This window comes from Thioalkalivibrio sp. AKL12 (assembly GCF_000377925.1).
Taxonomy (GTDB): Bacteria; Pseudomonadota; Gammaproteobacteria; order Ectothiorhodospirales; family Ectothiorhodospiraceae; genus Thioalkalivibrio; species Thioalkalivibrio versutus.
Genome location: NZ_KB898891.1, coordinates 1 through 16,354 on the forward strand (window position 1 = coordinate 1; position 16,354 = coordinate 16,354).

Below are 16,354 nucleotides of genomic sequence, written 5' to 3' on the forward strand. Positions count from 1 at the left end.
TCCGTAAACCGACTCTTGCGCATCTCGGCCTCCTTTGGCTCTAGTGTGCCCGGAGACCTCCAGTTTTCAATGGACCGAATTTACGGGAAGGCGACAATGGCCCTCGCCCTGACCCTGCTGCTGCGGATCCTCGACGGGCGCTGGGCCTGGACCCACCTGCGACTGGGCGGGCGCGATGCCGGCTGGGTGGCGGCCGGATTCGCGGCGACCACCATCCTGTTCGTGCTCGCCATCCTGCACACCACGGTCGCCAACGTGGTGGTCATCCTGGCGGCCTCGCCGCTGTTCGCGGCCGTGTTCTCCGGACTGCTGCTGCACGAATGGGTGCCGCTGCGGACCTGGATCGCCATGCTGATCGCTATCGGCGGGATCGGCGGGGTGTTGGCCGGCTCGCTGGAGGCCGGGGGCTGGCTGGGCGACGCCCTGGCGCTGCTGGCGGCCCTGGTGGTCGGCATCAACCTGACCCTGCTGCGCCGCTCGCCCCGGGTGGACCGTCTGGCCGTGATCGCGGCGGGCGGGATGCTGGCCGCGCTGATCGCATGGCCGCTGGCGACGCCACTCGCGGTCGGGCTCGACAGCCTCGCGGTCCTGGCGATCATGGGCCTCCTCCAGCTCCCCCTGGCGCTGACCCTGATCGCCCTGTCGACCCGCTTTCTGCCGGCCGGCGAGGTGGCCCTGTTCCTGGTGCTGGAGGCGGTGTTCGGCACGCTCTGGGTCTGGCTGTTCCTGGCCGAGGCCCCCGGCACCCTCACGCTACTGGCCGGCGGCTTGGTCCTGCTCACCCTGGCCGTGCATGCAACCTGGGGCATGCACCAAAAAAGCTCACGCTAATATTCTAATTTTCGACTTTATATCAAATGCTTATCTTGTATTTTATCGGAATAATCGCCAACGGTTCCCGTCTTACCCAATAACCGGACACCAGAGGCATGGACGCCGCCTGGATCCGGTCTCTGATTGCAACGCGGCATACGCCCCGGGCGTATCGAAAACAAAACACGGGAACAAACGCAGGAGCCCGATCATGAAAAAACGCTTCATCCTTCCGCTGGCCATGGCGGCCGCCGTATTCGCCCTGCCGGGTGCCGCCCTCGCCGACAACGGCTACTCCGAACAGAAAGTCGTCTATCACGTGAACCACGACAACGAACAGCGGCAGATCGGCGCGATGCGGAACATCCAGAACCACATCAACGCCGTGGGCGCCGACCGCATGAGCATCAAGGTCGTGATGCACGGCAACGGGCTCAGCCTGCTGCAGCACGCCAAATCGAACGAGGACCTGAAGGCCTTCGTCGATCAGCTGAAGATGCAGGACGTTGACTTCCAGGTGTGCAACAACACCGTCGTTGGCCGGAACATCGATGTTGCCAACGATCTCTACGACGCCTCCGAGGACGACATCATCCCGAGCGGCGTGGCCCACCTGTCGCACCTGCAGCAGCAGGGCTACACCTACGTGCGTCCGTAATACCCCTGCGGCAAGCACCGCGGCGACCGCCATCTCCCGGTCGTCGCTTCGGGCCCGGGTCTTCCCGGGCCCTTTTCTTTGTGCAACTAGACTCCACTCGCAAACCCGCCCCACACGGCACATGACCCTTTTTGTGGCGCTGCAGACGGGAATAGGCGCATGGCTGATGCGTCTTATTCATACCTGTCGATCGCCTTCACCGCGAAGTCCCCGATCGCAGCGCGCCAACCCCGGCGCAAGGCCCCGTGGCGCACCTCAAACCCGCCCGGGTTCGTTGTTGTTTCAGGAGGAACCTGTGCAATGAACGCAATGAAACTGCTCCTTCCCGCCCTGCTCGCCATGGTGCTCGGCATCCCCGGCCTGGCGGCCGCGAGCGACTTCGACTATGGCACGCACAAAGTGATCTACCACGTGAACTACGACGACGAGCGGCGCTACATGGCCGCGATGGGCAACATCCAGAACCATATCAACGCCGTGGGCGCCGACAACATGGAGATCAAGGTGGTGATGCACGGGGACGGCCTCGGGCTGCTGCAAACTGCCAACACCAACGAGAACCTGCGCGGCCGCATCGAGAACCTGAAGATGCAGAACGTGGAGTTCCAGGTCTGTGCGAACACCCTGCGCGGACGCAATATCGCCCTCGAAGAACTCTTCGACGCCTCCGAAGACGACGTAATCCCGAGCGGCGTGGCGCACATCTCCTGGCTGCAACACCAGGGCTATACCTACAGCCGGCCCTAACACATTCCGAAAACGTGCCGAAAGATCGGCCCGGATCGCGAGATCCGGGCCTTTTTCATGGCTTCACAGAGGGACATTGGGGGTACCGCCGCGAATCGGTATGGTATGCATTCTCCATCCGCCACGAGTCCCGCCGTGTCCGCCATCCGCATTCAGCAGCTGTACAAGGCGTACGACGGCGTTGCCGTCGTGGACGGCGTGGATCTGGAGATTGCCCCCGGCGAGTTCTTCGGCCTGCTGGGTCCCAACGGTGCTGGCAAGACCACCACCCTGCGCATGCTGCTGGGCATGACGCCGATCGACGGCGGGCAGGTCGAGGTCCTGGGCCTGCCCATGCCGGAAGGCGAACGCGCCGTGCGCGAACGCCTCGGCATCGTGCCCCAGTTCGACACCCTCGATCCCGACTTCACGGTGATCGAGAACATGCGCACCTACGCCGCCTATTTCGGGATGGCCGGGCCGGAGGTGGAGTCGCGCATCGACCGGCTGCTGGGGCAGGTCAACCTGAACGACAAGCGCGGCGCGCGCATCAATGCCCTGTCCGGCGGCATGAAGCGGCGCCTGACCCTGGCCCGTGCGCTGATCAACGAACCCGAGGTGGTGGTGCTGGACGAGCCCACCACCGGTCTCGACCCGCAGGCCCGGCATCATCTGTGGCGCCAGCTTCGGGCGCTGCGCGCCTCGGGCGTCACCCTCGTGCTGACCACCCACTACATGGAAGAGGCCGAGGAACTGTGCGACCGCATCGCGATCATCGACCACGGCCGCATCATCGCTTGTGATGCCCCGAGCCGGCTGATCGCCGAACACATCGAGCCCTGGGTGCTGACCGTCGGCGGTGCGGACGCCGGGGAGGTCCTGCAGCGCGAACTGGGCCCGAAGGACCGGGCCCACCAGGTAGCGGACACCTGGCTGGTCTATACCGCCGAGCCGGACCGCCTGCGCGAGCGCCTGCGCACGCTCGGCCACGAGCCCACCCTGCGCGAGGCGGATCTGGAAGACGTCTTCCTGAAACTCACCGGCCACGAGCTGAGGGACTGAGCCCATGTCCGGCGCCCACCCCATCCTGCCCCGCCCCAGCCTGCGCTTCGTCGCCGTCTGGCGGCGCAACCTTCTGGTCTGGCGCAAGCTGATCGTGCCGTCGATGCTGGGCAATTTCGGCGAGCCGATCCTGTATCTGCTGGCCTTCGGCTACGGGTTCGGCAGCCTGGTGGGCGATCTCGACGGCATGCGCTACATGGTGTTCATCGCCTCGGGCATCATCTGCTCCTCCGCGATGTTCACCGCGAGCTTCGAGGGCATGTATTCCGCCTACACCCGCATGGCGGAACAGAACACCTGGCTGGGCATGCTGGCCACCCCGCTCACGCTGGACGACATCGTCTTCGCCGAGGCCGTCTGGGCCGCGACCAAGGGCCTGATCAGCGCCATCACCATCCTGATCGTCGCCAGCGTGCTGGGGCTGGTGGCCGATGCCCGCGCGTTACTGGCGCTGCCGGTGATCTTCCTCGCCGCGTTCACCTTCGGCGCGCTGGCCCTGGTCATCACCGCCCTGGCGCGCAGCTACGACTTTTTCCTCTACTACTTCACCCTGGCCGTCACGCCGATGTTGCTGCTGTCCGGGGTGTTCTTTCCGCTGACCGAACTGCCCGGCTGGGTGCAGGGCCTGGCCCTGGCCCTGCCACTGGCGCATGTGTTGGAGATCGTGCGCCCACTGATGACCGGCACCTGGCCCGCGGCCTGGCTGCCGCACCTGGCCGTGATCACCGCCTACGGCGGGAGCGCCATCATCCTGGCCACCTACCTGATCCGCCGGCGCCTGCTGCGCTGAACGCCGCGAGCCCCCGGTCCCGCTCCGGCACGGCACCCGGTTGTGCCAGAATGTCGGGCTTCCCAGCCAGCCCGAGCCCACGATGACCGAGTCTTCCTCCGGCGAACCGATTGCCCCCTTCGACCCGACGGCCGACCACCGCGAGTATCTGGCCACGGCCGCCGGCGGGCTCGCCCCGCTGGTCGCTCGCGAGCTGGAGGGATTCGGTGCCCTGGACCTGCGCGAAGACCGCGCCGGCATCCACTTTCACGCGGATCTCGCCACGCTGTACCGCTGCCTGCTCGGCAGCCGCGTGGCCAGCCGCATCCTGCTGCCGCTGGTACGCTTCGACGAACCCGACGGTGATGCCTGCTACGTCGCCAGCCGGGCCCTGGACTGGCCCGCCCTGTTCGGGCTCGACGCCACCTTTGCGGTGGATGTGACCGGCAAGAGTTCGCACATCGGGCATACCCATTTCGCCGGGGTGCGCGTGAAGGATGGCATCGCCGACGCCTTCCGCGACGCCGCCGGCGAACGCCCCGACGTGGACGCCGCCGATCCGGACGTGCGCGTGCTGCTGCAACTGCAGGGCCGACAGGCCCAGATCAGCCTGGACCTCGGCAACGGTGGCCTGCACCGTCGCGGCTATCGCGGCAGCGGCGGCGACGCCCCGCTGCGCGAGAACCTCGCCGCCGCACTACTGATGCGTGCCGGCTGGCCGGAACACCTGGAGACCCATCCCGACGCGCAGTTCCTCGACCCCTTCTGCGGCAGCGGCACCCTGGTGATCGAGGCCGCCCTGATGGCCACCCATACCGCCCCCGGCCTGCTGCGCGAGGGTTTCCGCCCCCATGGCTGGTCCGGCCACGACGCCGGGCTCTGGGCCAGCTGCGTGGCCGAGGCGCGTGACGCGGTGCGCCCCTGGCAGGGCCCGCCGCTGCTGGGCAGCGACCGCGACCGGGGCGCGGTGGCCGCCGCCCGCAAGGCGGCCCAGGCCGCCGGCGTGCGCGACTGCACGCGCTTCGAGCAGGCCGATGCCCTGAGCCTGGAGCCCCCGGCCGACCACGGCATGCTGGTCAGCAACCCGCCCTACGGCGAGCGCATCGGCAACACCCCGGAACTGATCAAGCTCTACAGCCTGCTGGGCGAGCGCCTGCGCAGCGCCTTCGGCGGCTGGCATGTCGCCCTGCTGGTGGCTGACACCACGGACTCGCAACGCCTGGGCCTGCGCGCCAGCCACAAGCACCGCTTCTACAACGGCACCCTTGCCTGCCACCTGCTGCAGTTCGAGATCCATCGGCGCGACGAGCCGGCCGCGGCCCCGGCGCCGGATTTCGCCAACCGCCTGCAGAAGAACCTGCGTCACCTGGCTCGCTGGGCGCGGCGCCAGGAGATCACCTGCTATCGCATCTACGACGCCGACCTGGCCGAATACCCCCTGCAGATCGACCGCTACGAGGCCGAGGACGGCACGGTTCACCTGCATGTGCAGGAGTTTGCCGCGCCCGCCAGCGTCGATCCCGCACGCGCCGAGGCGCGTCTGCGCGGCGCGCTGGCCGCGATGCTGGAGGTTACCGGCATCGAACCCGCCCACCTGCATTACAAGCAGCGCCGGGCACAGAAGGGACGCTCGCAGTACCAGCGCGCGGAGACCGCCCAACCCGCTCCGTTTCCGGTGCACGAGCACGGCTGCCGCCTGTGGGTCGACCTGGATGCCTACCTCGACAGCGGGCTGTTCCTGGACCATCGACCGATGCGCCTGCGCCTGCAACAGGAATGCCGCGGCCTGCGCCTGCTGAACCTGTTCTGCTACACCGCCGCGGTCAGCGTGCATGCCGCAGTGGGCGGTGCCCGCCAGACCGTCTCGGTGGACCTGTCCAACACCTACCTGGAGTGGGCCGAGGACAACTTCCGCGCCAACGGCCTGGAGGCCGAGATCCGCGATGGCCGCAGCCGTCGCCAGCCCGGCACCTACGCCCTGCTGCGCGAGGACGTGATCCACTGGCTGGAAGGGGCCACGGACACCCCCGGCATGGTCTTCGAGCGGATCTTCCTGGATCCGCCCACCTTCTCCAACTCCAAGCGCACCGAAGACGACTTCGAGGTGCAGCGCGACCATGCCCACCTGATCCTCCTGGCGGCGCGCCTGCTCACCCCGGACGGCGTGCTCTACTTCTCCACCAACCGCCGCCGCTTCGAGCTGGACCACGAGGCCCTGACCGGGCTCCATGCCCGCGACATCACCCGCGAGACCCTGGACGAGGACTACCGACGCCCGCCCCCGCCCCATCGTTGCTGGGCCATCACGCACGCAGGCCGCGAATAAAGAGGCGGGGCGCCGAGGGCAACGGCGCCCCGCCTACACAGGGCACACACAAAAAAACGCCCCGGGAAAACCCGGGGCGTTTTGTCTTCACCGTGTCACGATCAATTCGGTGGGTAGAAGGTTTCCAGGTAGTCCAGGATCTCTTCCTCCACTTCGGGGGAAAACTCCCAGAGCCCCTGCGTGTCCTGCATCCAGCGGATCTGTTCCAGCCAGATCTTGCGCGTGTACCCACGGCTGGTGAACAACCGGGCCGAGTGACATACCGTGCAATTGTTCTTGACCGTATCGAATCCCGGCGCCTTGATCAGCCCGGTTTCCGAATCGGTCTCGTATTCCTCGGCGGCCTCGACGTGGTCGCCCGCGGTCGCGGGCACCACCCAGAGGAGGCCGAGGATGGCCGGCAACAACAGGACCATCTTCGACTTCATTAGGGCTCCTTAGGCTTTGACTCGGACATCAATGTGGTGGGCCTTGTTGTTGCCGTAGCCCCGCGGGTTCCAGCCCGGCAGCACCATCGGCTGACGATCGCCCTTGCTGTTGGTGGCCACGGCCCACACCTGATGGAAACCGGGTTCGGAGAACTCGATGTCCGCCTCCCAGGTCTGCCATGCAAACTTGTTCACCGGACGCTTCAGGTCGGCCTTCTGCCAGGTCACCCCGAAATCGGTCGACACATGAAGCTCCTCGACATCGCCATAGCCATCCCAGGCCTTGCCCGCAACCTTCAGCGTGCTGCCAACGGAGGTCTCGGCACCGGTCTGCGGATAGGTGATCAGGGACTTCACCGGCATTTCCTCGAGGACGACCATGTCCTCGTTCGGCACGTCGGCACCCGGCTCCACCGGATGACGCGGTACGCGATAGCTGTGGCCGGTCATGCCCTGACCGTCATGCTCGCGATCACGGACGAGGATCTCGGTCAGCCACTTGCCGCTGGCGGAACCCGGGAAGCCCGGGGTGATCAGGCGCAGCGGATAGCCGTGCTGTTCCGGGATGTCTTCGCCATTCATCGCCCAGACAATGAGGGTCTCGTCTTCCACGGCCTTGCGCATGGGGCAGCCACGCGACAGCGCATCCAGATCATCACGGCCGCTCAGGTGCGCGTCACCGGCCTTGAAGCCAATGTACTCGGCCTTGTCGGCGTCGTAACCGACGTCTTCCAGCACGTCGCGCAGACGCACACCCGTCCAGGTCGGGCAGCCAACCGCACCCAGATCCCACTGGTTACCGCGCGGGGACGGCTCGAACGCGGCACGCCCGTTGCCACCACACTCGATCCAGATTTGCAGGGTGTGGTGCTCGAATTTCTCCTTAAGGTCCGCGATGGTGTAGGACTTCTCCTCGTTCGCCGCTTCGCCGTGGACCGTCAGGGTCCATGCGGATGCGTCGATCCCGGCCTTCTCCGGAGGCACGCCGTTATTGCGGACAAACATATTGGGGAACGGCGTCACTTCGTCATGCAGCAGGTGCGGCGGCAGCTCGCCGTTGATCGGGCGGTCATTCAGCCAGATAACGCCGTCCACCTTGCCCTCCACGTGGAAGCCCTCGATGCCGGCGGCCACGGCGCTGGACAGAGTGCTGCGCTGGAACATGGTCTGCATGGCGGTTTCCGCGCCCAGACCCATCACGGCCAGGGCGGCACCGCCCTTGCCCAGGCGACCCAGGAACCCGCGACGGGCCGCGCCCGTCTCGGTCAGCTGTTCGGTTTCCCGGGTTTCTTCTTCGGACTTGCGGTCCATCTCGGAACCATCGTTCTTGTGGTCAGTCATTTGCCTGCCTCCGGCTTGTTCTCGGAACAAAATCTCATGTACTGCCCCTCTCTCCCTGGGACAGCCACTTGGAGTTGTAGCAAACGCCTTCAAAGCCTGCAATAAAAAATGGGGATTTTTTACAAGATCCAGAAACTTCTACATAACGCCTGTATTCGATCACTGACATGTGGTGTAGAATAGCGCCCCACTGGACATCGCAACTTGCTGATACCAATAATTTATTAATATTTTTAAATATTAACGGATGCTACACAATGAAGATCAAGTTTTGTCGTTCCGCATATTCCGGATTTATTATATTTACAGCGGCGCTGATCGGCTCAATGCTCGCAGGCGGCATTGCCAGTGCAGAGTCGGAAGCATCCATCGAAATCCACGAAATCGAAGCCGGCGAAGGGCCCGGGATCGTGCGCCATGACACGGCCATCCTGCATTACACCGGGACGCTGGACGAAGATGGGAGCGTGTTCGATTCCAGCCGCGAGTCCGGCGCGCCATTTGCGCTCACGCTGGGGGCGGGCCAGGTGATCCCGGGCTTCGAACAGGGCGTGATGGGCATGCGCGAAGGCGGCAAGCGCGAGATCGTCATCCCGCCGGAACTCGGCTATGGCGAACGCGGGGCCGGCAACATCATCCCGTCCAACGCGACCCTGCGCTTCGAGGTCGAGATCCTCGACATCGAACGCGCACCGTTTAGCGGGCTGGACAACGAAGGCCTGGCCGAGAAGATCCGCGAGGGCGCAACCATCGTCGACATCCGCCGTCCGGACGAATGGGCGGAGACCGGCGTGATCGAGGGCAGCCATCGCATTACCGCCTTCGACGAGAATGGCGAGCTCAACCCGACCTTTGGCGAGCAGTTCACCAATCTGGTCAAGCCCGACGAGGATGTCGTACTGATCTGCCGCGTGGGCAACCGCACCGGTGCCCTCGCCCGCGCTTTGGCCGACGGCCTTGGCTACGCGAACGTCTATAACGTGACCGACGGCATCATGGAATGGCTGGACGACGATCGCCTGGTACAGCACGACTGCCCGGAAACCGCCGAAACGGCCCAGTGCTAATCTCAGAGTGAGTGCGTCGGGGGTGCCGGCTCCGGATCCGGATCGGCATCCCCGTCATCGAAATCGAGACGCTGGTTCGTGCCCGGACCGGCGTCTTCTTTCGCGTCCGGTGGCGACAGGCTAAGGCCCGCGTCGGAGGCCACATCCGCCAGGTCGCGGATCTGATCGAGCGGCGGCAGTTCTTCGAGGCGCTGCAGACCCAGGTCGTCGAGGAAGCTACGGGTGGTCGCGTACAGCGCGGGGCGGCCCGGCACCTCCTTGTGCCCTACCACCCGTACCCACTCGCGTTCCTGCAGCGTGCGCATGATCCCGGTGCTGACCGCCACCCCGCGCACAGCCTCGATCTCGGCGCGGGTGACCGGCTGGCGATAGGCGATAATCGCCAGCGTCTCCAGCAGGGCCCGTGACAGCCGCGCCGGGCGCTCGGGCTGGGCCGCCTGCACGGTCGCGGAGAAGCGCGAACGCACGCGGAAGCGATACCCGCCAGCGGAGCGCACCAACTCGATCGCGCGATCGTTATAGCGTTCCTGCAGACGACCCAGCGCCCGTTCCAGCAAGGCCTGATCGATCTCGCCAAGGTCCTCGCAGGCAGCCTTCAGGTCGCGCGGCCCCACCGGTTCCGCGGCCGCGAACAGCACGGCCTCCACCGCCAGCTCGACGGCCCGCAACTGTTCGTCATCAACAGCGGCGGCAGACACCTGCACACCCGATACAGTGGTTTCGTTCACGCCGGCGTTCCCCCTTCGTCTCCCACGGGCGCCCCACGCCGGCGCAACCGGATAGGGCTGTAGGGTTCGCTCTGGCCCCACTCGATCAGGCCCGCCTTGGTCAGCTCCAGCACCGCCAGGAACGACACCACGACTCCCTGGCGCCCCTCGGTAGCCAGAAGCAGGGTCACAAAATCGGTGAAGCGTTCGGGATGCAGGCTGTCGAGGATGTTCGACATGCGTTCGCGCACCGACAGCTGCTCGGTGGAGACATGATGGTGCGCCATCAGACTGGCGCGGTGCATCACCGCCGCCAGCGCCTCCATGAGCTCGTCCAGCGTCGGCCCGGGCGGCGGCGGGCCCTCGAGCGCCTCGACGCTGGCGCCAGCGGCGAACACATCGCGATCCATGCGCGGGAGGGCATCCACTCGTTCGGCGGCGATCTTGAATTGTTCGTATTCCTGCAGCTGCCGGATCAGCGCCATGCGCGGGTCGGCATCCTCGTCTGCCTCGGCCTCCTTCGGCCGCGGCAGGAGCATGCGTGACTTGATCTCGGCCAGCAGGGCGGCCATCACCAGATATTCCCCCGCCAACTCCAGGCGCAGGGCCTGCATTACCTCGATATAGCCCATGTACTGCCGAGTGATCTCGGCGATGGGGATCGACAGGATGTCGAGGTTCTGGCGACGGATCAGGTACAGCAACAGATCCAGCGGCCCCTCGAAGGAGTCGAGAAAGACCTCCAGGGCGTCGGGCGGGATATAGAGATCGGCCGGCAGCTCCGCCACCGGCTCGCCATGCACCCGATAAAGCACCTCCCCGTGCGCGCCGGTCTCGACGGTCGCGGGGCGCTCGAGGTCGTCGCTCGAGTCAGCGTACGGGTCCATGCCTCAGACTCTGGCTCATCGCAGGTAGTCCAGGCCCATGGCCCGGCGCACCTCTTCCAGGGTCTCGCGGGCCTCTTCGCGGGCGGCCTCGGAGCCCTCGACGATGATGGAGCGCACCAGCGCCGGATCCTCGGCGTATTCCTTCGCGCGTTGCTGGATGGGTTCCAGCTCGGCCTGCACCGCCTCGATCAGCGGGCGCTTGCAGTCGAGGCAGCCGATGCCCGCCGTGGTGCAGCCGGCGTACAGCTCCTCGCGCTGGCTCGCATCGGTGTAGACCTTGTGCAGGTCCCATACCGGGCACTTTTCCGGATCCCCCGGATCGGTGCGCCGCACCCGCGCGGGGTCCGTCGGCATGGTACGGATCAGGCTCTCCACCTCGGCCGGCTCGGTGCGCAGGCTGATGGTGTTGCCGTAGCTCTTGGACATCTTGCGCCCGTCCAGGCCCGGCATCTTCGAGGCCGGGGTCAGGCGCGGCTGCGGCTCCGGCAGGATGATCTTGCCGCCACCCTCGAGGTAGCCGAACAGGCGCTCGCGATCCCCCAGCGAGATGTTCTGCTGCGAATCGAGCATGGCCCGGGCAACCTCCAGCGACTCTTCCTCGCCCTGCTCCTGGAAGCGCTTGCGCAGGTCGCGGTAGCGCTTGGCGGCCTTCTTGCCCATCTTGTCGGCGGCCGCCTCGGCCTTCTCGGCAAAGCCGGGCTCGCGGCCGTAGAGGTGATTGAAGCGCCGCGCGATCTCGCGCGTGACCTCCAGGTGCGATACCTGGTCCTCGCCCACCGGGACCATGCCGGCGCGGTAGGCCAGCACGTCGGCGCTCTGCAGCACCGGATAGCCGAGGAATCCGTAGGTCGCCAGATCCTTCTCGCGCAGCTGCTCCTGCTGATCCTTGTAGGTCGGTACCCGCTCCAGCCAGCCGAGCGGGGTAATCATCGACAACAGCAGATGCAGCTCGGCGTGCTCCGGCACGCGCGACTGCACGAACAGCGTGGCGGAACCCGGGCTCACCCCGGCCGCCAGCCAGTCGATGACCATCTCGGTCACGTGCTGCTGCAGGTCACCCGGATCCTCGTAATGGGTGGTCAGCGCATGCCAGTCGGCGACGAAGAAGAAGCACTCGTAGTTGTGCTGCAACTCGATCCAGTTCTTCAGCACACCGTGGTAGTGGCCCAGATGCAGGCGCCCGGTGGGGCGCATGCCGGAGATCACGCGCTGGTTGGTACCCTGGTTACTGCTCACGGAATCTATCCCTTCCTCTCAGAATAAAACGGACGCGTCCACGCCCGGTCAGTCGTCTCAGAACATGCCGCCGGAGAAGGCGAACAGCAAGGCCAGAAGCATTGCCGTGCGATCCACGTCGTTGATGCGCACGCGGCCGTCCGCCATCGCCAGCGTGCCGTGCCAGTAGCCGGCCTCGGCATCGCGACGGACCCAGCCATCCGCAGCCAGGGCATGCAACTGCGCGTCCAGGTCGATATCGGGATACGCGGCGTCGAATTCGGCCACCCATTCCAGCCCGAGTCGCAGATCGCTGTCCAGCCGCAGGGTCTCCAGCGGGCGGGTCGTCAGACTTTGCTGCGTGCCATGCAGGCCGAGCTCGGCGTCCAGCGCGACCTGCCGGGGCGGCTCGTCGTTCAGCGACGCCCGCAACTGGATCGCCGGCTGGTGTTCAATCATGCCGCCCAGGGCATCGATCATCGCCGAACCGATCAGGGCATTGCGCTGCTCGCCCTCGATGCCGCGCGCGTCGACCGCTTCCAGCTCGGCCAGAAACTGCAGCATGCTGGGACGGTCCCAGCGCAGGATCGCCGCCTGCAGGTCCAGGGCCGTGAGCGTCAGGGCATCCCCCGCGCCATCATCCACCCGGGCGTGATCGACCTGCAGCCGCAGGCGCGAGTCCATGCGGTCGTTGTTCGTATGCTGGAAGGCGTCGAGGCGGGGGCGCTCCAGGTGAAGGCGGGTCGCCTCGCCCTCACGCAGTTCGATCACGGCCGCCGCCAGGCCGCCTTCGTAGTCCGGCAGCCGCCCGAAGACCCCGTCGGCATCGGCCTCGAAAACCGTGGCATAACGTGCCTCGCGCGCCTCCCACGAGAAGCTGGCATCGGACAATCTCGTTTCCGGCAGGTCCAGGCTCACCAGGATCTGCTCGGACGACCAGGCGAAGCGCCCCTGGCCCGCCGCAAGATCCAGCCACAGCGGACCGCCCACCGTAGCGGCGTGTTCGGCCACCTCGGGCACGCTCATCAGGTCCATGCGCAGATCGTCGAACGCAATGCGGGTGGTCACACCACCGCCGATCCCCGAGCGCGAATGCACCTGTAGATCCAGCGAGCGCAACAGATGGGCGAGCAGCGAGTCGTCCGGGGCGGCCAGGGTATCCAGATCCACGAAGGAATCGCCGCGCGCCCCCAGCAGGCCATGGCGCACAGCGTGTACCAGGGGGATCTCGAAGCGCCCGTCGGCATCCTCCAGGATCAGCCGACTGCGACCGCTGGCGGCCAGGTAGCCGCGCTCGTATTCGAGCATCTCGTGACGCAGATACACCTCGCCAAGCTGAGCCTCGTGTGTCTCGGCGACGGTACCCTCGACCTGTGTGCCGACCACCACCGGCCAGATGGCCGCCACTGCCAGCACCACCACCGCAAGAACCACCCACTTACGCATTGCGCCTCCCTGCGGCCGTGCCGCGCCGTGATCCCCGCCGTCGGCCGGGGCTATTCATCCAGAAATCCCACGTCGCCCAGGCCATGCCGCATCACCTCGGGCGCGTCGCCGGTTAGATCCACCACGCTGGTGGCCTCCAGGGTCCCGGCGCCGCCGTCAATCACCAGATCCACCACCTTGCCCAGGCGCTCCTCGATCTCCCAGGGCTCGCTCAACGGGTGTTCATCCCCGGGGAGTTGCAGGGTCGCGGACATCAGCGGCGACCCCAGCTCTTCCAGCAGCGCCGAGACAATCGGGCTCGCCGGCACGCGCATGCCGATCGTACGGCGCTTCGGGTGCTGCAGCCGCCGCGGGACCTCGCGGGTGGCGGGCAGAATGAACGTGTAGGCCCCCGGGGTCAGGGCCTTCATCAGGCGAAAGGCGGTGTTGTCCACCTTCGCGTACACGCCCAGTTCCGAGAGATCGCGGCACAACAGCGTCAGGTGATGGGTCTCGTCCACCTGACGGATGCGGCGAATGCGATCCGCCCCGGTCTTGTCGCCCGGCAGGCAGGCCAGCGCATAGCAGGCATCCGTCGGCAGGGCGATGACGGCCCCCTCCTGCAGCTGGTCCAGGACCTGCCGTATCAGCCGGGGCTGGGGATTATCGGGGTGGATCGAGATCATGGGACAAGTCGGTGCGGTGATCGGCCGCGCAGTGTAGCGCATCCATCGGCGCGCCCATAAGAACGAGCCCTTAAGGAGACGCTGATTGAATCGCGCGCTCGCGCTCGAGTCGCTTTTGCGTGCGAACAAGGCGCGGTGACTGCCGTGCAGTCACTCTGCACAAGGGAGCCGCAACGCCGTGCGCGCGCAAAAGCGGCCGAGCCCCTGCTTTGAATGGTTTGTGGGGTTAGTGCCCCCTGTTCCCCGATCCTGCGTTGCGCCGCTTGCGGGTAGAACCACTACCCGCTGCTCGACGCGCCTTGTCTCGGAAAACAGGGGGCACCAACGCGAGCGCGCGATTCAATCAGCGTCTCCTTAACGGCATCCGCCCGCCGACATCGTTAGACTGGTGCCCTTACCGAGGAGAATGCCGATGCTGTACATGATCCAGGGCGAGGATGCCCCCGATTCGCTGGATGCGCGCCTGGCCGCGCGCCCGGAACACGTCGCCCGGCTGCAGGCCCTGCGCGACGACGGCCGGCTGATCCTGGCCGGCCCCTGCCCCGCCATCGACAGCAACGACCCGGGCCCGGCCGGCTTCACCGGCAGCCTGATCGTCGCGGAGTTCCCCTCGCTGGAGGCCGCACGGGAGTGGGCCGACGCCGACCCCTACGTGGCGGCCGGCGTGTACACCACGGTCGACGTACGCCCGTTCAAGCAGGTGTTTTGATGAAGCGGCGCATCCTGACTACAGCCCTGAGCGCCCTGGCGCTCGCCGGGCTGCTCGCCGCCTGCGACACGCAGGACCAAGCCACGCCGGAGTTCACCGGTGACGACGTCACCACGGATACCGGGGACGCCGATACCGTCGCTATCGTCAACGGTGAAGCGATCACCCGCGCCGACCTGTTCGCCTACGCCGGCATGGACGAGGATCCCGGCCCGGCCGCGAGCGACGGCACGCTGGAGGAAGTCATCAGCCTTGAGCTACTGCGTCAGGAGGCGGTCGCCCGCGGGCTGGATACCGATGCCGAGACCCGGCGCATCCTGCGCATGGTCGAGACCAACCTGCTGGCTTCGCTGCTGATGGAGCGCATCACCGCAGAGCTCGACATCACCCAGGCGGACCTCGAAGCGGAGTACAACCGCCAGATCGAGCAAATCCGCGGTACCGAATATCGCGCGCGGCACATCCTGGTGGAAGACGTGGAGCGCGCCCGCGAACTGCTCGAAGAGCTGGAGGCCGACGCGGACTTTGCCGAACTGGCCGAGGCCCATTCCACCGATCCGGGCTCGGCGGCCCGTGGTGGCGAACTTGGCTGGTTCGCCCCGGAACAAATGGTCCCCGCATTCAGCGAGGCGGCCATGGCGCTGGAACCGGGCGAGACCACCGCGGAACCGGTCGAGAGCCGCTTCGGCTGGCACATCATCCGCCTGGAGGAAACCCGCGATACCCCGGTCCCGGAACTGGAAGACGTGCGCGCGGAGCTGATCGAGATCCTCGAAAGCCGTGCCATCCAGGAGTATCTGGAGGCGCTGCGCGAGGATGCCGACGTCGAGATCCCGACCCGGCCCGCCAACCAGTAAGGCCGGAACGCTGTGTACCCAACGGGTACGCCGCGTCCGTTTCAGTGCCCGTCGTGCCCGGCCCCGTGGCCCATGTCGCGAGCGTCTCCGTCCATATTGTGCCCGCGGGGGTGCCCCTCACCGGCACCCTCGCTCCGCTGCACCCGGGCATGGATCGCCATGGTTTCACCGTCGGCAAACTCCAGAAGAACCGGGATCCAGTCCCCCGCCGTCAGCGGCTCGTGCAGGCCGATGAACATCAGATGCAGTCCGCCCGGCTCCAGCACCAGGGTCTCGCCAGCCGGGAGTTCCAGGCCATCGACCTGGCGCATGCGCATCACGCCATCCACATGGGCATGCTCGTGTAGCTCCACCACCTTCGCGATGGGCGCCTCCGCCGCAACGATCCGATAATCCTGATCGCCGCTATTGCGGAGCACGAAGTAACCACCCGTCATGTCGCCCGGCATCAGGCGAATCCACGGCGTCCCCTCCATCTCCAGGCCATCGCGGCACTCGCAGATCTGCGGCGCCTCGGCCAGGACCGGAGCCGCAACGCCGCCCGCCAGCAAACCCGCCGCCAAAAGGCCGCCAAGAAACAGCTTGGATCCCTTCATCGCCTTTATCCTCATTTAAGCAAAACGTAATATTGGCACAACAGGGACTGACCGCAAGCGCGGGGGTTCCCCCACAAACCGC

Annotated in this window: 16 protein-coding genes and 1 pseudogene; 9 read left to right on the forward strand and 8 right to left on the reverse strand. The window is 66.4% G+C overall.

Features of this window, described 5'->3' with window-relative positions:
• Nucleotides 1–93 precede the first annotated feature (93 nt).
• The 6 genes and pseudogenes from D579_RS14155 to rlmKL form a co-directional block, all read left to right on the forward strand.
• Nucleotides 94–831, forward strand: a pseudogene (locus tag D579_RS14155) (DMT family transporter); the annotation flags it as partial.
• A gap of 193 nt (nucleotides 832–1,024) precedes the next feature.
• Complete coding sequence (locus tag D579_RS0102525; protein WP_018937856.1) at nucleotides 1,025–1,471, forward strand: DsrE family protein; 447 nt, start codon at nucleotides 1,025–1,027, stop codon at nucleotides 1,469–1,471.
• A gap of 300 nt (nucleotides 1,472–1,771) precedes the next feature.
• Nucleotides 1,772–2,218, forward strand: a complete 447-nt coding sequence (locus tag D579_RS0102530; RefSeq protein ID WP_018168570.1) for a DsrE family protein — start codon at nucleotides 1,772–1,774, stop codon at nucleotides 2,216–2,218.
• A 135-nt stretch (nucleotides 2,219–2,353) separates the two neighbouring features.
• Nucleotides 2,354–3,259: an ABC transporter ATP-binding protein gene (locus tag D579_RS0102535; RefSeq protein WP_018937858.1), complete on the forward strand. Its 906-nt coding sequence runs from the start codon at nucleotides 2,354–2,356 to the stop codon at nucleotides 3,257–3,259.
• A 4-nt stretch (nucleotides 3,260–3,263) separates the two neighbouring features.
• A complete protein-coding gene (locus D579_RS0102540) occupies nucleotides 3,264–4,049 on the forward strand; it encodes an ABC transporter permease (RefSeq protein WP_018951012.1) in 786 nt (261 codons plus the stop codon).
• Nucleotides 4,050–4,131: 82 nt separating this feature from the next.
• Nucleotides 4,132–6,354 (forward strand): bifunctional 23S rRNA (guanine(2069)-N(7))-methyltransferase RlmK/23S rRNA (guanine(2445)-N(2))-methyltransferase RlmL, encoded by a 2,223-nt coding sequence (gene rlmKL, locus D579_RS0102545; RefSeq protein WP_018951013.1) that lies wholly within the window; start codon nucleotides 4,132–4,134, stop codon nucleotides 6,352–6,354.
• A 101-nt stretch (nucleotides 6,355–6,455) separates the two neighbouring features.
• On the opposite strand, the gene D579_RS0102550 is transcribed toward rlmKL, so the two are convergent.
• Both D579_RS0102550 and D579_RS0102555 read right to left on the reverse strand, forming a co-directional pair.
• Nucleotides 6,456–6,782, reverse strand: coding sequence for a hypothetical protein (locus D579_RS0102550; RefSeq protein WP_018937860.1), 327 nt, complete (start codon nucleotides 6,780–6,782; stop codon nucleotides 6,456–6,458).
• A gap of 9 nt (nucleotides 6,783–6,791) precedes the next feature.
• Nucleotides 6,792–8,123, reverse strand: a complete 1,332-nt coding sequence (locus tag D579_RS0102555) for a sulfite oxidase (protein ID WP_018951014.1) — start codon at nucleotides 8,121–8,123, stop codon at nucleotides 6,792–6,794.
• Between the two features lie 326 nt (nucleotides 8,124–8,449).
• Here D579_RS0102555 and D579_RS0102560 point away from each other — a divergent pair, with 326 nt between their 5' ends.
• On the forward strand, nucleotides 8,450–9,190 hold the full coding sequence (locus D579_RS0102560; protein WP_018951015.1) for an FKBP-type peptidyl-prolyl cis-trans isomerase: 741 nt from the start codon (nucleotides 8,450–8,452) through the stop codon (nucleotides 9,188–9,190).
• Nucleotides 9,191–9,192: 2 nt separating this feature from the next.
• Here the strand turns inward: D579_RS0102560 and scpB are convergent, their stop codons facing one another.
• Genes scpB through D579_RS0102585 form a run of 5 tightly spaced genes read right to left on the reverse strand, consistent with a single transcriptional unit; the run spans nucleotide 9,193 to nucleotide 14,110 of the window.
• On the reverse strand, nucleotides 9,193–9,918 hold the full coding sequence (gene scpB / locus D579_RS0102565) for an SMC-Scp complex subunit ScpB (protein WP_018937863.1): 726 nt from the start codon (nucleotides 9,916–9,918) through the stop codon (nucleotides 9,193–9,195).
• A complete protein-coding gene (locus D579_RS0102570) occupies nucleotides 9,915–10,784 on the reverse strand; it encodes a ScpA family protein (protein ID WP_018951016.1) in 870 nt (289 codons plus the stop codon). Before D579_RS0102570 ends, scpB begins: the two co-directional genes overlap by 4 nt.
• A 15-nt stretch (nucleotides 10,785–10,799) precedes the next feature.
• Nucleotides 10,800–12,020, reverse strand: a complete 1,221-nt coding sequence (locus tag D579_RS0102575) for a tryptophan--tRNA ligase (RefSeq protein ID WP_018951017.1) — start codon at nucleotides 12,018–12,020, stop codon at nucleotides 10,800–10,802.
• 57 nt (nucleotides 12,021–12,077) lie between these two features.
• Entirely contained in the window at nucleotides 12,078–13,445 is a 1,368-nt protein-coding gene (locus D579_RS0102580) for a DUF945 family protein (protein ID WP_018937865.1), read from the reverse strand.
• 50 nt (nucleotides 13,446–13,495) lie between these two features.
• Nucleotides 13,496–14,110 carry an L-threonylcarbamoyladenylate synthase gene (locus D579_RS0102585; RefSeq protein ID WP_018168560.1) on the reverse strand — a complete coding sequence of 205 codons (615 nt, stop codon included), beginning with the start codon at nucleotides 14,108–14,110 and terminating at the stop codon, nucleotides 13,496–13,498.
• A 412-nt stretch (nucleotides 14,111–14,522) separates the two neighbouring features.
• Between D579_RS0102585 and D579_RS0102590 the strand changes: the two genes are divergently transcribed.
• Both D579_RS0102590 and D579_RS0102595 read left to right on the forward strand, forming a co-directional pair.
• Nucleotides 14,523–14,819 carry a YciI family protein gene (locus D579_RS0102590; protein ID WP_018144390.1) on the forward strand — a complete coding sequence of 99 codons (297 nt, stop codon included), beginning with the start codon at nucleotides 14,523–14,525 and terminating at the stop codon, nucleotides 14,817–14,819.
• Nucleotides 14,819–15,676 (forward strand): peptidylprolyl isomerase, encoded by an 858-nt coding sequence (locus tag D579_RS0102595; protein ID WP_018951018.1) that lies wholly within the window; start codon nucleotides 14,819–14,821, stop codon nucleotides 15,674–15,676. Before D579_RS0102590 ends, D579_RS0102595 begins: the two co-directional genes overlap by 1 nt.
• Before the next feature lie 41 nt (nucleotides 15,677–15,717).
• Here the strand turns inward: D579_RS0102595 and D579_RS0102600 are convergent, their stop codons facing one another.
• Nucleotides 15,718–16,272, reverse strand: coding sequence for a copper chaperone PCu(A)C (locus D579_RS0102600; protein WP_018951019.1), 555 nt, complete (start codon nucleotides 16,270–16,272; stop codon nucleotides 15,718–15,720).
• Nucleotides 16,273–16,354: the final 82 nt, after the last annotated feature.

Coding starts and splice junctions, on each gene's coding strand:
- D579_RS0102560 (WP_018951015.1), top strand. CDS start 8,450: ATGCTCGCAGGCGGCATTGCCAGTGCAGAGTCGGAAGCATCCATCGAA.
- D579_RS0102555 (WP_018951014.1), bottom strand. CDS start 8,123: ATGACTGACCACAAGAACGATGGTTCCGAGATGGACCGCAAGTCCGAA.
- D579_RS0102540 (WP_018951012.1), top strand. CDS start 3,264: ATGTCCGGCGCCCACCCCATCCTGCCCCGCCCCAGCCTGCGCTTCGTC.
- D579_RS0102525 (WP_018937856.1), top strand. CDS start 1,025: ATGAAAAAACGCTTCATCCTTCCGCTGGCCATGGCGGCCGCCGTATTC.
- rlmKL (WP_018951013.1), top strand. CDS start 4,132: ATGACCGAGTCTTCCTCCGGCGAACCGATTGCCCCCTTCGACCCGACG.
- D579_RS0102580 (WP_018937865.1), bottom strand. CDS start 13,445: ATGCGTAAGTGGGTGGTTCTTGCGGTGGTGGTGCTGGCAGTGGCGGCC.
- D579_RS0102595 (WP_018951018.1), top strand. CDS start 14,819: ATGAAGCGGCGCATCCTGACTACAGCCCTGAGCGCCCTGGCGCTCGCC.
- D579_RS0102600 (WP_018951019.1), bottom strand. CDS start 16,272: ATGAAGGGATCCAAGCTGTTTCTTGGCGGCCTTTTGGCGGCGGGTTTG.
- D579_RS0102570 (WP_018951016.1), bottom strand. CDS start 10,784: ATGGACCCGTACGCTGACTCGAGCGACGACCTCGAGCGCCCCGCGACC.
- D579_RS0102590 (WP_018144390.1), top strand. CDS start 14,523: ATGCTGTACATGATCCAGGGCGAGGATGCCCCCGATTCGCTGGATGCG.
- D579_RS0102530 (WP_018168570.1), top strand. CDS start 1,772: ATGAACGCAATGAAACTGCTCCTTCCCGCCCTGCTCGCCATGGTGCTC.
- D579_RS0102585 (WP_018168560.1), bottom strand. CDS start 14,110: ATGATCTCGATCCACCCCGATAATCCCCAGCCCCGGCTGATACGGCAG.
- D579_RS0102550 (WP_018937860.1), bottom strand. CDS start 6,782: ATGAAGTCGAAGATGGTCCTGTTGTTGCCGGCCATCCTCGGCCTCCTC.